Below are 15,260 nucleotides of genomic sequence, written 5' to 3'. Positions count from 1 at the left end.
AAAGATAGCCGAGGAAAAGGTCGGTTTTGGCCGTGCAGCGCCTACTTGCCAGTCTTGGCTTTGGGAAGTTCGGCCAGGGCCACTTGCAACGCGCGGCGCATGGCTTTGGCCAGGTACTGGGCCTCTTCCATGCGGGAAGCATCGTATCTGGCCGCATCTGCGGGGTCAACGACTGTTGTCAATTCGCGCAGTTCGGCCAGGGTGCGCAGGCGGGTGAGGGACTCGTCAAGGGGGCCGTCGAGGCGGGAGCGCAGCGTGTCGTCTAAGGCCTGAGCCGCCTGAAGCTCCAGCAAGTCGGTAGCCACCAGCGCCAGCTGCTCAAGGAGCTGGGCTTCGGGCTCAGTGAGCTGCCGGGGTTTGCGGTCGAGCACGCACAGGCTGCCGATGCCCATGCCATCGGCGCCGCGCAGGGCCTGCCCGGCGTAGAAGCCCAAGTGCATTTGCTGAGCCGTAAGCGGATTGACCAGTGAACAGGGCTTGGAGGCGATGTCTTCAAAAACCGCTGGTCCCTCCTGCAAAATGGCAACCGAGCACATGCTGTCCTCGCGGTTGACAATGGTGGCTTCGGGCAGCCCCGCATTGCCGATGAACACCACGTCGCTCTCCCGCACCAACGACACCAGCGCAATGGGCACGTCGAAGAGCTTGGCTACCACGCTCACAAAATCGTTGAACACCCCCTGCCCGGGCGTGCCCAGCACCCGGTAGGGCCGCAAGGCTTCCAGGCGCTCGTGTTCGTAAGTAGGTATCAGGTCAGAGTAGGAGGATTCGGTCAAAGCGTATTAATTAGTGCCCAAATAGTGATAATACTGGTTTCCGGGCTCTGTAAATTTACGATAATTAACGCAGTAAGTTGCTAAAAAGCTCCTGTTCCGAGCGATTTGCTGCAACTGCAGACCCTCCCTTTTGCCTAGCATCAACTTCCAGAAATCTCCCAGGCACCCAACGAAGCAAAAGTCCTAATAGAGCAATTTCCAGGTTACTAAAGCCAGTTGCTTACCGAATGCGCTGCCTCTCTAATCAGGAAATACAGGCCTACCGGCGCGCTGACATACAGGGCCAGTCGCCCCAGCGTGAGCTTCCATAGCGTGGCGCTGGCAGGCTCAGCCAGGCGCAGCTTGCTGTTGCGCTGCCCGTAGAAGTAATATATCAGGAGGCCTAGCACCAGCCACACGTACAGCCGCAGCCACGTCTCCACGGGCAGTGAGAACATCATCACCAGGCACACCACTATGCCCAGAATGGGCACCACCGGCACCCACGGCGTCCGGAACGGGCGCGGGGCATCGGGGTTGGTGCGGCGCATGATGAGCACGCCCAGGCACACCATCACGAAGGCCAGCAGCGTGCCGATGCTCGTCATCTCGCCCACTACGGAAATGGGCACGAAGCCCGCAAACACCGCAATGAATGCCCCGAGTAGCAGCGTGGACTGCGCCGGCGTGTTAAACCGGGGATGGAGCCGGGAAAAAACCGGCGGCAGGAGCCCGTCTTTCGACATGGAGAAGAACACCCGCGACTGCCCCAGCAAATCCACCAGAATCACCGACGTGTAGCCGATGAGAATGGCCATAATCACGGCCGAGCTCAGCCAGGCATAAGGCGTCTTTTCGATGGCAATGGCCACTGGCGCGGCGCTGTCCTTGAACTCGGTGTAGTTGGCCAGGCCCGTGAGCACGTGCCCGAAGAGCACGAACAGCACCGTGCACACGGCCAGCGAACCCAGGATGCCGATGGGCATGTTGCGCTGGGGGTTCTTGGTTTCCTGCGCCATGGTGGCCACAATATCGAAGCCAATGAACACAAAGAAGATAACACCAGCTCCGCGCAGAATTCCGCTCAGCCCAAACTCACCAAACTCGCCGGTATTGGCCGGAATGTAGGGCTGGTAGTTGGCCGGGTCGATGTACTGCCAGCCCAGCGCGATAAACACCAGCACCACCGCCACCTTCAGCGCCACCACCAGCGCATTGAACCACGCCGAGCCCTTGGTGCCCCGCGTGACAATGGCCGTGATGGCCAGCACAATGAGCATGGCCGGCACGTTCACGTAGCCCGACACGGTGGAACCGTCGGCCAGGGTGGCCGTTTCAAAAGGCGACATAACCAGCTGCGCCGGAATGTGCAGCCCGTACTTGCCCAGGAATTTGATGAGGTACTGCGACCAGCTAATGGCCACCGTGGCCGCCCCTACCGAGTATTCGAGCACCAAATCCCAGCCGATAATCCAGGCAAACATCTCGCCCATGGTGGCGTATGAATACGTGTAGGCGCTGCCCGATACGGGCACCAGCGCCGCAAACTCGGCGTAGCACAGGGCGGAGAATGCGCAGCCCACCGCTGCCACAATAAACGAAAGGGTAACGGCCGGCCCGGCGTTGTTGGCCGCCGCAATGCCGGTGAGGGAAAACAGGCCCGCCCCGATGATAACGCCAATGCCAATGGCTATGAGGCTGAATCCGTTGAGACTACGTTTGAGGGTATTAGCCCCCGTTTCGGCCGCTTCTAACTGAAGCAGCGCTAATGACTTTTTAAGCATGAAATTTCTTGATGCGCGTTGCTGCTTTAAAAAGAACGTCATGCTGAGCTTGCCGAAGCATTTCTACCGCCATAGCAAACGCAATCCATAGGGATAGTTGCGCGGTAGAGATGCCTCGGCAAGCTCAGCATGACGTTCTGTGTAATTTCCTTTTCATCGTAGTTGACTCACGCCAGCACCTGAATAACGGACTTCGAAAACCGCTCCATTTCCTCCAGCTGCGGGCTGGCCTGTAGCAGGAAGAAATCAACCCCTACCTGCTCAAAGGCCCCAATCCGGTCCTGAAGCTGGGCGGGCGTGCCGGTGAGGCCCGTGCGCAAGCCGCGGTTCGAAACGGAGTAATCCTGCAGCGACATCTGCTGCTCCAGCTGGGTGCCGGCCAGCCACTGCTGGTAGTTGCCGTAGCCCGCCGCCGACGCCTTCACGTTGGTGATGCGGTCAAGCTCCTTTTTCACGTCTTGCTCGTTGTCGCGCACAACGGTGTAGCCGGCCACGCCGAATTTCATCGGCGGCAGGCCTTTTTGCTCGCGGCGGCGACGCATGTCGGCTATGCGGGCCCCTATTTGCTCCGGCGAGTCGCCGTGCATCACGTAGCCGTCGCACTGCGTCGATATCAGTTCCTTGGCCGCCTCCGACTCACCGCCCGCATACAAGAACGGGGCCTTGGCGGGCTTGGGCTGCAGCACGTTGTCGGCCACCTGGTAGTACTTGCCATCGTAGCTGAAATGGTCCTGTTTCCACACGTTGGTTACTACGTCGAGCCACTCACGGGTGCGGGCATACCGGTCGTCGTGCTGCTCAAAATGCAGGCCGTACTTGGTGGCCTCGTCGCGCCACCAGCTCGATACCACGTTGAGCGACAGGCGGCCCGGCGCAATCAGGTCGATGTTGGCCGCCTGTTTGGCCAGCTGCGCGGGGTTGTGAAAAGTGGGGCGCACGGCCACCATTATTTCCAGCTGCTCGGTCACGGCGGCCAGCGCGGCGGCCGTGCTCCAGGCTTCCATGGAGGGCGCCTCCGTGCCTTTGATATCGTTCAGGTAGAGCTCCGCAATCAGCGTGAGGTCGTAACCCAGGGCTTCGCTGCGCTGCGCCAATTGCTTGACGTAGCTCCAGTCGGTGGGCATGTGCTCGTCCTCGACGTTGCGCAGCCAGCCTCCAAATACAGGCATCCAATATCCGAATTTCATAATTTATGTGCTTTAAGAACGTCATGCCGAGCGGGGCCGAAGCATCTCTACCGCAGTAGTAATTCATGTTGATTGGGCCGAAGCGGTAGAGATGCTTCGGCTGCGCTCGACATGACGTTCCGTTGTTGTTTTTTTGAGTTAAGCTGTGGCTAATTCGCCTTTCCTGGCCCCCACCGCCACCGCCGGCAGCTGCGTTTCCAGGTAGTCCACAAAGCGGGCGTAGGGGTCAAACCCCACCACGTTCACGGCATCGGCCACGAAGTTGGAAAGCGCGTTGATGTCGTAGAACAGCACGTCGCCGGTGCGGTCGTCGATAAGGTATTCAATGCCGCCCACGTCTATTTTGGCCGCGGCCACAATGCGTTCCACAGCGGCAATCACCTCCGCCGGCGGCGTAAAGGCTTCCACCTGAATGCCCTTTTTCGGGGCTTCGGTCAGGCAGAATTCCGCCGACTGCTCCTCCGGAATCTGGCAGATTTCGGCGGGGCACAGGTTGAAGCTCTCGCCGGTGGTGAACACCTTCATGGCGTAGAGGAATTTTCCATCCAGCATTTCTACCCGGTGAATGTTGCCGCCGCGGGGCGTCACATACTCCTGCACCAGCGCCGTCTGGTCGATGCCGAGGTCAATCTGGTTGTTGTCCACCGCGGCTTGCAGGCCCGCCAGGGTATCGAAGCGAATAATGCCCGCCCCGCTGCCGCCAATGTTCACCTTCACCACAATGGGAAAGCGCAGCTCCTTGGCCGCATCCACGGCCCGCGAGGCGTGGTTTATCACAAACGACTTCGGGTATTTCAGCCCCAACGACTCAAACAGCGAGAGCTGCCGGGCCTTGTTGGTTTCAATGGCCGTGGCCGCCGACCCGTTGATAATGCGCGTGCCGATGCGCTCCAGGTGCGTGGCAAATCCGGCCGTGTGAAAAATGCCCTGCCCATGTCCGCGCAGGTAAGCGGAGGAACTCATGCGGTTCACCACCAGGCTGTAGCGGCTTTCCTGCTCGGCGGGGTTGAACAGGTGGTGGGCGGCGTCTATTTTCTCGTAGGGCAGCCCACGGCGGTCCAGCTCCGCAAACAGCGGCTTGAACCATTCGGGGTGTTCGAAATAGATGCCAATGGGCTTCATCGTCAGCGACATAATAAGGAAAATTAATGGGGTTTGAAACAGGGGCGAAAGTCCTGCGGCCGATGCGGGGCGCACGGCGACACGGGTTCCGGATAAGAATCTTCTAAGCCCATGATATTCGTTGGAGACCTGCCTCTCGGGGGTGTTGTTGTGGCCGGCGCTTGCCCCGATTCCGCGCAGTGCGGGCAGGAAATAGCAAATCGGCTTTTGCACGAAACCGCCTCAGCGTCAATGCGCCAAGTGGATAACAACCCAAAAGAAAAAGCATGTAGCCGCTCGAAGCAGCCACAATATGCAGGCGTGCGGAAGCCCTCAGCTCCCGCTGCCGCCTACCTACCCACGAATATCAATCGGGGCAGGCTAAGCCGGACAACAACAACAGCAGCCCATACCAGCCCGGCGCATAAGAGCGGGGATGGCGTTAAAACCAGCGGTGTGATTGGGGGGGGTGTTGGCAGCGTCCACGGCAACTTGTTTTTATATGGTCAGGAATTGGCACCTTGCCCGCGGTTGCGGATGGTTGCCGGCGCGTCGTTGAGCCTGTCTCTCAGCGCCTCTGTATAAAAACAATCCTTTGGAATAAAGAATTGATACGGCAAATATACAACGAAGCCCCCGACTTGTTCAAAGTCGGGGGCTTTTTATTGTTTTCAGCGGCTGCACCGCTCAACGATTGAACGCGCTATGCCGGCTATTTGCGTAGCGCCAGTCGCACGCCGCCCATCAGCCAGCGGTTGGGCATTTGGGCACCCAGCAGGTCGGAGTACTGCTCATTGAACAGGTTCTGTACCTGGCCAGTAAGCCAGAGGCGCTGCGGCAGCAGGGCCACCTCCAGGCGGGCGTTAAAAACCATGTACTCGGCAGCCTGGGCGCGGCTGATGGCCGCCACGGCGGCGGCATTGCGCTGCTTCCACAGGCCACTCACGCTGCCATTCACGCGCTTGGTGGTGAGGCCCACCGTACCCGAAACTACCTGCCGGGCAATGTTGGCCAGGTACTGCGAGGCGATGTTTTCGGCATTGGTCACCTTCACGTAGGTGTAGCCCACGCTGCCATCAAACCGGGTGGTGGGCGTGAGCTGATGCGCGGCGGTCAGCTCTGTTTCCAGTCCATTGGTCGTCACGTCGAATAGATTTTGAGCAAAGCGGTAGGTCCGGGAGGCGTTCAGGTTGGTCAGGCCCGTGGCCTCAATCACCTGCGCGCCGGACACGGGCACGTAGTCTATTTGATTGTTGCCTTTGCGCAGGAAGTACGTGGCTTTGGCCGTGAGACCGGGCAAGGGGCGGTAGTCCACGCCTGCTTCGTAGTTGAGCGTGCGCTCGGCCTGCAGCTCCGGGTTGCCCACGTTAAAACCGTTCGGGACGACGCCGGGGCGGCCGTTGGACGTGTAGCGCTCCGTGAAATCGGGGGCGCGAATGGCCCGGCCAATGGCCCCGCGCACGGTGAGCACCTCCCCTATTTGCTGGCTCACGTTGAGCTGCGGCACCAGTTCGGTACCGTAGGCCTGGTCGTGGTCGAGGCGCAGGCCGCCGGTGAGGGCCAGGCCGGGCGTGGGCGTCACGGCCACTACCCCGAAGGCGGCGTAGTGCCACTGGGTGTGGTTGCCCCGGTCGTTGCTGCGCACGGCGCGGCGGTCGGCCTGGGTGCCCAGGGTGGCACGCACCTTATCCGAGAACTGCTGCTGGTGGCTCAGCAGCAGGTTGGTATAGTGCATGAGGTGGTCGCTGGCCACCGACGTGGGCGTGAACACGTAATAGTCGGTACTGCGGCTGGTCGAGAACTGGGCCTCGGTGCGGGCGCGCTCGGAGTGCTGGTAGCGCACCTGGCCCTGGTACCAGTCGCGGTTGGTGGTTTCGCGGGCCTGGTCGGCGGGGTTGGTGGTGTAGAAATACTGGGCGTTGTAGTCGCGGCGGTCCAGGCTGGCACGGGCGGCCACGCTCAGCTTGGGGGCCAGCTCGTAGGCGGCGGAGAGGGAATACGTTTTCAGGTTGGCATCGCTGCGCAGCTTGCTGGGGGCGGCGCGCAGCTGGCCATCGGTGGTATTCAACAATATGCCGCCGCCCACGCGCAGCTTGTTTTTGGCCAGAAAGCCGCCCGTATTGGTGTGCCACAGGTTCCATTCGCCACGCATGGTGGTGCTGGTGAGCTCGGCTTCGTTGCGGCGCTCAGTGGCGGCAAAGGTTTTGGTGACGATGTTGATAACGCCGCCCACGGCATCTGGCCCGTAGAGGGCAGCGCCAGCGCCGCGAATGATTTCAATCTGCTCGATTTCGGCGGGCGTAATGGGCAGGTAGGCACCAAAATGGCCCGATAGCGGGTCGTTGAGCCGCATGCCGTCCAGCAGAAAAAGCACTTGGTTGAAGGTACTGCCGCGCAGGCTCACATCGGCCTGCGCCCCAAAAGGGCCGCGGCTCTGCACTTCCAGCGCCGGCAGGCAGCGCAGCAAATCATCGAGGGAGTTGACGGGATAGCGCGCAATGCTGGCCCCGGCAATCACAGTCACGGCGCGCCCGGTCTGGTTCAGGGGTTGGCTCAGGCGTGAGGCGTACACGGTGACTTCGCGCAGGGCGCGGCTGCTGTCGGCCGGCGCCTGGGCTAACGTGGTGAGGGAAGGAACGAGAAGAGAACTGAGCGCGGCAAGGCGTAGAGAATGCATCATGCGGGGGTTAATGGGAGCACAAAGCTACAGCACGTAAGTAGCCTTAGTGCCGTGCCTGACCTGCCCGGCAGGCAACTTTCCGGGCCGGTTCCGGCTTCGTCGTCCCTTTCCTTCACTGTATCACCCTACTTTAGCATTCAAATGGGCAACGCGGAAGTAATAAGCGGTGTCCTTTGCGCGAATCATTCTCATCCAACCCGTTTTCATGAAGCATCTTTTTGCGCTGGGCCTGCTGGGCCTGGTGGCCACCACACCGGCCCTGGCTCAGGCGCCGGCCGCCCCCGCCGCAATGGCGGAATCGCCCTACCGAGCCTCCGCCACCAAAATCAACGACCTGGTGCATACCAAGCTCGACGTGCGTTTCGACTACGCCAAGCGCTACCTCTACGGCAAAACCTGGATTACGCTCAAGCCCCACGCCTACCCCACCGACACGCTGCGGCTCGATGCCAAGGGCATGGACATCAAGGCCGTGGCCCTGATGAACGGTGACCGGCAGACGCCCCTGAAGTACACCTACACCGACGGCGCCAACCTGCGCATCAACCTGGGCAAAACCTTCAAGCCGGGCGAGCAATACATGATTTACATCGACTATGTATCGAAGCCCGACGAGCTGAAGGTGCAGGGCAGCGCCGCCATCACCGACGCCAAGGGCTTGTACTTTATCAACCCCGACAGCGCCGTGGCCGGCAAGCCCGTGCAAATCTGGACGCAGGGCGAGACCGAAGCCTCCTCGGCCTGGTTCCCTACCATCGACCGCCCCAACCAGAAAACCACCCAGGAAATCAGCATGACCGTGCCCAGCAAGTACGTGACGCTGAGTAACGGGGAGCTAATCAGCCAGAAGCCCGCCGGTCCCGGCCTGCGCACCGACACCTGGAAAATGGACCTCCCCCACGCGCCCTACCTGTTTATGATGGCCGTGGGCGACTTCCGCATCACCAAGGACACCTGGCGCGGCAAGGAAGTGAGCTACTACCTGGAACCCAAGTATGCGCCCTTCGCCAAGCAGATTTTTGGCAACACCACCGACATGCTGGAGTTCTACTCCAACCGCCTCGGCGTGGAGTATCCCTGGAACAAGTACGCCCAGATTGTGGCCCGCGACTACGTGAGCGGCGCCATGGAAAACACCACCGCCACCCTGCACGGCGAGCAGGTGCAGATGACCGACCGCGAGCTGCTGGACCGCGAGTACGGCAGCGAGTCGGTGATTGCCCACGAGCTGTTTCACCAGTGGTTCGGCGACTACGTGACGGCTGAATCCTGGTCGAACATCACCGTAAATGAGTCAATGGCCGACTTCTCGGAAGGCCTCTACGCCGAGCACAAGTACGGCCGCGACGCCGCCGACGCCCACTACTACCGCTATCTGCGCCGCTACCTGAGCAGCCCGCGCGACGCCGCCAAAAACCTGGTGCGCTTCCACTACGACAGCCAGGAAGACGTGTTTGACCTGGTGAGCTACCAGAAAGGCGGGGCCATCGTGGACATGCTGCGCACCTACCTCGGCGACGACGTGTTTTTTGCCGGCCTGCAGAAATACCTCCAGGACAACAAATTCGGCAACGGCGAAGCCCACCAGATGCGCCTGGCTTTCGAAGCCGTGTCGGGACAGGACCTGAACTGGTTCTACAACCAGTGGTACTTCGCGCCGGGCCACCCGGTGGTCACCATTGACTACGCCTGGGACGCGGCCAAAAAAGTGCAGTCCGTGACCGTAAAGCAGACCCAGCCGGGCCAGCCGTTCCGCCTGCCCTTCGCCATCGACTACTACGTGAACGGCAAAGTACAGCGCCAGCAAGTGGAGATGACGGAGGCCACCCAGACTTTCAGCATGCCCCTGGCGGCCAAGCCGGAGCTGGTGAACGTGGACGCCAACAAGAAAACGCTGTGGCAGAAAACGGACAACAAGCCCTTCGGCGAGTACGCGTTGCAGTTCAGCAAAGCGCCCTTGTTCGTGGACCGCATTGAGGCGCTGGCCGAGGCAGCCAAAGACCAAACCACCAACGCAGCCGCTCGTGGCGTGCTGGTGGCCGCCCTCAACGACCCGTTCTACGGCGTGCGCGTAGCGGCGCTGGAGTCCCTGAAACTGGACGATGCGGCCGTGGCCAAAGCCGCGACGCCCGCCCTGCGCAAGCGCCTCGCGGCCGAGAAAGACCCGCTGGTGCTGCCCGAGCTGCTGACGGCGGTAGCCAAGCTGAAGGACAAGAAGAACGAAAAGTTCTTCGTGCAGCAGCTCAATAGCCGGTCGTACAGCGTGCAGGGCGCAGCCCTGGTGGCGCTGGCTACGCTGCAGCCGGCGCAGGCATTGGCTCGTGCCAAAACCTTTGAGGCCGACGACAACGGCACCCTGGCCCAGGCCGTGACCGAAGTGTACGCCAAGTACGGTTCGCTGGAGCAGTGGGCGTACGTGCGCGACAAGTTTGACGCGGCCCGCCCCCAGGGCCAGTTTAACCTGATGGAGCCGATGGCAACCATGCTCGGCCGCCTCAACGATGCCATCGCCTTTGCCGAGGGCGTAACCCGCCTCAAAACGCTGGCCTTGAAGTACAAGAGTTACGGCGCCGACAAGCCCGTAATCGGCCTTCTGCAAAGCCTGGTGCCCAAAGCCGGCACCCCCAACGCCGCCGAAATGCAGCAAATGGTGGAGAAAGCAGTAGGCGAGATTCAGGCCGCGAAATAACGGATGGGCGCCGGGGAGCAAGCTGCACCCCGGCGGCGTTCTAATCCAAAAAAAGAAGGCCTTCCGCACGTTGCGGAAGGCCTTCTTTTTTAACAAGCTAGCTTGGCTAGCAGGATATTTATTTGGCCACACTGCTGGCCGTGGACTGCGCGGCGGGGTCGTGCTTCGGGCCTTCGTAGGTACTGGAATCCTCTTCGGCAGAAGGCTCGGCAGGCACTTGGCTCTTCTCTTCCACTTTATGCACTTTGGTGGCGTAAATGTGCTTCATGTCGCGCATCACGTCTTCGCTGCTCACCTTCAGGTCTTTCAGTACGCCATCGGCAATGTCATACACGAGGCCGTGCAGGCGGGGCGGGCTATCGTTACGCATGGCGTTCTGAATGATGTTGGTCTTGGCCAGGTTGCGCACCTGCTCAATCACGTTCAGCTCCACCAGGCGGCGGGCGCGCTGGCCCTCGTCTTCAATGCTCTGTATTTCCTCGTCGTGCAGCCGCACTACATCGCGGATGTTCACCAGCCAGTTATCAATCAGGCCGTACTGCTTGTTGGCGGCAGCGGCAGCCACGCCGCCGCAGCCGTAGTGGCCCACCACCATGATGTCCTTCACGCCCAGCACTTCCACGGCGTACTGCAGCACCGAGAGCATATTGATGTCGGTGTGAACCACCAAATTGGCAATGTTGCGGTGCACAAACATTTCGCCCGGCCCGGTGCCCGTGATGCCCGATGCGGGCACCCGTGAATCGGCGCAGCCAATAAACAAGTAACGGGGGGTTTGCCCCTTGGTCATTCGCTGAAAAAACTCCGGGTCGTTGGCATTTTGCGTGGCCACCCAGTTGCGGTTGTTGTTGAGAATGTCTTGGATACCGGACATGTTGGTTGGTTCTGGTTAGAGTTAAGTGGGAAGTGCAAGAAAAAAGCGTCCCGTAAAAAATCAGACAAGAAAAAGCGTTTGATTGAGCTAGCTGGGGCAATGCCTCCGCTTAGTGCGACCCCATGGCCACCGAGCGAATGCCGCGCAGTTCCAAGTCAATGTTGCGCGCGGGAGCAGCTTGGCGAAAGGCCTCGATGGCTTCCAGTACGTCGTGGTCGATGACATCGGAACGGGTGCCATCCAAGATAACGCGGCTGCCGCTAGGGAGTTGCTCGAGGGTAGTCACGATGCTGGCTTTATTAAGAAACGAAACGTGCTCGGGCAGCCGGAGGTGCATCAGGCCAGGCTCGTCTTCCGGAGTGGTCTCGTTGCGCAGGTAGGAACCAGCCTTGGAGTTGTCGCGCAGAATAAAGAAGAAACCCAGCACCAGGCCAATGGTCACGCCTTTGAGCAAATCCGTGAACAACACCGCCACGATGGTGATGATGAAGGGGATGAACTGCTCGCGTCCAATGCGCCATTGCGAGCGGTACAAGGCGGGCTTAGTGAGCTTATAGCCCACCAGCAGCAGCACCGCAGCCAGAGCCGACAGGGGAATCAAGTTAAGCACCGAACCCAGGAACACCAAGCTAATGAGCAGCAGCAGTCCGTGGATAAAGGCTGACATGCGGGACTGGCCGCCAGCGCTGATGTTGGCCGACGAGCGCACGATAACGGCGGTGATGGGGAGCCCGCCCAGCAAGCCGCTCACCAGGTTGCCCGTGCCTTGCGCCAGCAGTTCGCGGTTGGTGGGCGTGTGGCGTTTCTGGGGGTCCAGGTTGTCTACTGCCTCCACGCTCAGCAGCGTTTCGAGCGAGGCCACCAGGGCAATGGTCAGGGCTACGCCGTAGGTGGCGGGATTGCGCAACGCGCCAAAGTCGGGAAACGTCATGGCTCCTACCAACTGCTGCATCGACGAAATGACGGGCAGCGTAACCAAATGCTCGGGACGCACCTGGATTTCAGGTGCCACTGCTCCAAGGAGTTGGTTGATGCCAACGGCCACCAGCACAGCTACCAGGGCCCCCGGTATCAAGCGGGCCCAAGGCTGCTGGCGAATGGCTTTGGTGTCCCATAGCAACATCAGCACCAGCGACACGGTGCCCACCAGCACCGAACCCAGACTTAAGCTTCTAAAAGCGGCACCAATGGCCGAAAAGGTGTTTAACCCATCAACCTGAGAAAAATTGAGGTCTTCGAAAAAGTCAGAATCTGCCCCCAAAAAGTGCGGAATCTGCTTCATTATCAGAATAATACCAATAGCAGCCAGCATGCCGCGAATAACGGATGCTGGGAAATACAGCGCAATGATGCCGGCCCGGCCCAGCCCCATGATAATTTGCATAACCCCCGCAACCGCCGTAGCGGCCAGCATAGCCGGAAACGACCCAAGGGTGGCAATGCCCGCCAGTACAATGGTGGTGAGGCCCGCCGCGGGCCCGCTTACGCTCACGGCCGAGCCACTCAACCAGCTCACCAGCACCCCGCCCACAATGCCGGCCACCACACCCGAAAGCAGCGGCGCGCCCGACGCCAGGGAAATACCCAGACACAAAGGCAGCGCAACCAGAAAAACAACAAGACCCGCCGGAGCGTCCTGCCCGATGGTAGCGAAAACTGACTTATTCGCCGGCAACGGCGACGGGGAAGAAGGCTGAATGGGAGCCCCGGTACGCGAAGGCGATGAAATAATCTCTGGCATGTGGGTGAAATAGATGGGCTTTAAAACAAATGATGTCCCGATAAATCGGAATTATTCAATTAATTACCCCAAGCTACGAGCGCCCTATTAAGACCGAATTAAAGGCGTGTTAAAAAGAAATTAAAATGTTGGTATGGTTATACAAACTGCTTTCTGGGCCATTCAAGCCACACCTGGGCCCCAAGACCTACTTCGCTTTCTACGCGCACCGTTCCGCCGTGCAGTGCCATTATCCGGGCGGTGAGCGGCAGCCCAATGCCGTGGCCGGGCACCGTGCGGACCGAGGCCGCCCGGAAAAACGGCACGAACACGTGCTGTAAATCGTCCTGGTTCAGGCCAGGCCCCTCGTCTGAAACCAAGAGGGTGATGCGCGGCCCCACGTGGGCCAGCGTGGCCGTGACGGTCCCGTTGTTGCAGGCCGAAAACTTGCAGGCGTTATCCAGCACGTTGAGCATGGCCGACAGGATAAGTGCTTCGTTGCCCCGCACGGCAAAGGCCCTGGCGTCGTCTACTTCGCCAAAATCCAAGTCGACGCGGCAGGTGGAATGACGCCGCAGGATTTGCTCGTGGGCCTGCAGCAGCAGCTCGTCGAGGCGCACCGGGGCCATGGGCACCTGCGAGGGGTCGTCGGAAGCCCGCGCTATTTGCAGCAGCCCGTTGGTGAGGTTGTTTAGCTGCTGAGCCGAGTCCAGGGTGCTTTGCAGCACGCGGCGGTATTCAGTGGGCGGGCGCTCGGCTTGCAGCAGAGACACTTCCAGTTCGCCGATGAGGGCCGTGAGCGGCGTACGCAACTCATGGGAGGCATCACGTACGAAAGTGCGTTGGCCCACAAAGCTGGTTTCAAGGCGGTCGAGCAGGCGGTTGAAGCGCTGCGCCAACCGGCCAATTTCGTCGTTAGAGCCCTCGGCCTGGGTCAGGCGCTGGCTTAGGTCCGTGGCCGTGATGCCGTCCACTTCGTGGACCATGCGGCGAAGCGGACTAAGCGCCTGTCCGGCAAAAATCCAATTACCGATGGCCATTACCAGCAGCGCGGCCAGTAGGCCAATAGCCAGCAGCTCGCGCAGCTGGGCCAGTTGCTGGCGGCTGTCTTCGTCTACCGAAGAGGCTACTACTACCAGCGGCCCCAGGCGGGCATCGTGGTAGAGCAGGCCCACCGTTTCGTGGTAATTGGTTTCGGTTTCCAGCACGGCTTTGCCCGAACGGCGCACTTTTGCCAGCCACGCAAGCGGCACGGGCTTGGTGGGGCCCTGCCCCTCCCGGAACACCAGCCGGTTGCGGGCGTCGTACACGCGGCCTTCTTCGTCGGGCAGGGTGCGGTAGAGTTGCCGCAGGTAGCGTCGGTACGAGGCCTGCTGGTCGGCGGAGGCCGCGTTGTCCTGGCCGTCGGCGTAGGCGTGGCCCACTACCAGCGTCCGCTTAAACAGCGTTTGGGTGAACAAGGAGCGGCGCGACTGCTTTGTGGCCACGTAAATAGCCAAGGCGAACAGCAGCAGCGTAACCGCAAGAATAAACCCAAACTGCAGGGCAAGGCGGAGGCGAATGGACATCGTGGAACTGGTCAGGCGGGAAGGAGCCAATACAACAGCATTCTTCCCTTAATGGATAACATGCCCCGTCGCCACCGGCGGGCGCTCCGCAACTTGCGCCAGCTAGGCCTCAGTTTTCATTACGTAGCCCATGCCCACCAGCGTGTAAATGAGCTTGGGCTCAAAGCCCTTGTCAATTTTTTTGCGCAAGAAGTTGATGTATACGTCGATAACGTTGGAACCAGTATCGAAGCTCATTTCCCAAACGTGCTCCAGCAAATCGGCCCGGGACACCACCCGCCCCTGATTGCGCAACAGGTACTCGAGCAGCGAAAACTCCCGCGCCGTGAGCTGCACCGGCTGGCCTGCCCGCTCCACCCGCTTGGCGGCGGGGTCCAGGGTCAGGTCGGCGAGGTGCAGAATGGCTTTGGGCGCGGGCGCTTCGGTGCGGCGGCGCACCAAGGCCCGCAGCCGGGCCAGTAGCTCCTCAAAGGCAAATGGCTTCACGAGGTAGTCATCGGCCCCGGCGTCAAGGCCGCGGATTTTGTCATCGGTTTCGCCCAGGGCCGTGAGCATCAGAATGGGCACGCCCGGGTCGTGGGCCCGCACCTGGCGGCACACTTCCAGGCCGCTCAGGCCGGGCAGCATCTGGTCCAGAATCAGGCAGTCGTACTGGGTAGACTGGGCCCGGCGCAGGCCAAGCAGGCCATCGGCGGCCAGGTCTACGGTGTAGTCCTGCTCGGTGAGGCCCTGGTGGAGAAACGCCGCAACAGAAGGTTCGTCTTCGACTAAAAGAATTTTCATGGCGCCGGAAGGTAATGCGAGTGGCCCGGAAAAGCCGCCGGCCCTCCCCGGCAGCTTTCGCTACGAAGAGGGCCGGCCAGGCGTCAACAATGCTAAAAAAAACCGCCGGCTTAACGGAA

General features: G+C 60.6%; 10 protein-coding genes and 1 riboswitch. Of the genes, 1 reads left to right on the top strand and 9 read right to left on the bottom strand.

Going from position 1 to position 15,260, the window contains the following annotated elements:
• Nucleotides 1–41: 41 nt before the first annotated feature.
• The 5 genes from BEN48_RS16650 to BEN48_RS16630 all read right to left on the bottom strand — a co-directional run bounded on the left by BEN48_RS16650 (nucleotide 42) and on the right by BEN48_RS16630 (nucleotide 7,507).
• Nucleotides 42–776, bottom strand: coding sequence for a GAF domain-containing protein (locus tag BEN48_RS16650; RefSeq protein ID WP_070736226.1), 735 nt, complete (start codon nucleotides 774–776; stop codon nucleotides 42–44).
• Between the two features lie 206 nt (nucleotides 777–982).
• A complete protein-coding gene (locus BEN48_RS16645) occupies nucleotides 983–2,539 on the bottom strand; it encodes an amino acid permease (RefSeq protein ID WP_083321154.1) in 1,557 nt (518 codons plus the stop codon).
• A 167-nt stretch (nucleotides 2,540–2,706) separates the two neighbouring features.
• Nucleotides 2,707–3,726, bottom strand: coding sequence for an LLM class flavin-dependent oxidoreductase (locus BEN48_RS16640; RefSeq protein WP_070736224.1), 1,020 nt, complete (start codon nucleotides 3,724–3,726; stop codon nucleotides 2,707–2,709).
• Between the two features lie 138 nt (nucleotides 3,727–3,864).
• The gene (locus BEN48_RS16635; protein ID WP_070736223.1) at nucleotides 3,865–4,860 is read right to left on the bottom strand and encodes an ATP-grasp domain-containing protein; all 996 of its coding nucleotides are present in this window, start codon (nucleotides 4,858–4,860) and stop codon (nucleotides 3,865–3,867) included.
• A 462-nt stretch (nucleotides 4,861–5,322) separates the two neighbouring features.
• A riboswitch (SAM riboswitch) is annotated at nucleotides 5,323–5,415 on the bottom strand.
• Nucleotides 5,416–5,539: 124 nt separating this feature from the next.
• The gene (locus tag BEN48_RS16630; RefSeq protein ID WP_070736221.1) at nucleotides 5,540–7,507 is read right to left on the bottom strand and encodes a TonB-dependent receptor plug domain-containing protein; all 1,968 of its coding nucleotides are present in this window, start codon (nucleotides 7,505–7,507) and stop codon (nucleotides 5,540–5,542) included.
• 205 nt (nucleotides 7,508–7,712) lie between these two features.
• Here BEN48_RS16630 and BEN48_RS16625 point away from each other — a divergent pair, with 205 nt between their 5' ends.
• Complete coding sequence (locus tag BEN48_RS16625) at nucleotides 7,713–10,196, top strand: M1 family metallopeptidase (RefSeq protein WP_070736219.1); 2,484 nt, start codon at nucleotides 7,713–7,715, stop codon at nucleotides 10,194–10,196.
• Nucleotides 10,197–10,314: 118 nt separating this feature from the next.
• Here BEN48_RS16625 and BEN48_RS16620 read toward each other — a convergent pair whose 3' ends face one another.
• From BEN48_RS16620 to BEN48_RS16605, 4 genes are all read right to left on the bottom strand, one after another.
• On the bottom strand, nucleotides 10,315–11,070 hold the full coding sequence (locus BEN48_RS16620; RefSeq protein WP_193408692.1) for a carbonic anhydrase: 756 nt from the start codon (nucleotides 11,068–11,070) through the stop codon (nucleotides 10,315–10,317).
• A gap of 109 nt (nucleotides 11,071–11,179) precedes the next feature.
• Nucleotides 11,180–12,811 (bottom strand): SulP family inorganic anion transporter, encoded by a 1,632-nt coding sequence (locus BEN48_RS16615; RefSeq protein WP_083321153.1) that lies wholly within the window; start codon nucleotides 12,809–12,811, stop codon nucleotides 11,180–11,182.
• A 137-nt stretch (nucleotides 12,812–12,948) separates the two neighbouring features.
• Nucleotides 12,949–14,358 carry a sensor histidine kinase gene (locus BEN48_RS16610; protein ID WP_070736215.1) on the bottom strand — a complete coding sequence of 470 codons (1,410 nt, stop codon included), beginning with the start codon at nucleotides 14,356–14,358 and terminating at the stop codon, nucleotides 12,949–12,951.
• A gap of 102 nt (nucleotides 14,359–14,460) precedes the next feature.
• Nucleotides 14,461–15,141 carry a response regulator transcription factor gene (locus BEN48_RS16605; RefSeq protein WP_070736213.1) on the bottom strand — a complete coding sequence of 227 codons (681 nt, stop codon included), beginning with the start codon at nucleotides 15,139–15,141 and terminating at the stop codon, nucleotides 14,461–14,463.
• Nucleotides 15,142–15,260: the final 119 nt, after the last annotated feature.

The sequence above is a fragment of the Hymenobacter glacialis genome, assembly GCF_001816165.1.
Classification (GTDB): domain Bacteria; phylum Bacteroidota; class Bacteroidia; order Cytophagales; family Hymenobacteraceae; genus Hymenobacter; species Hymenobacter glacialis.
The sequence above is the reverse complement of the archived record's forward strand: the minus strand, read 5'-3'. Positions and strand labels throughout refer to the sequence as shown.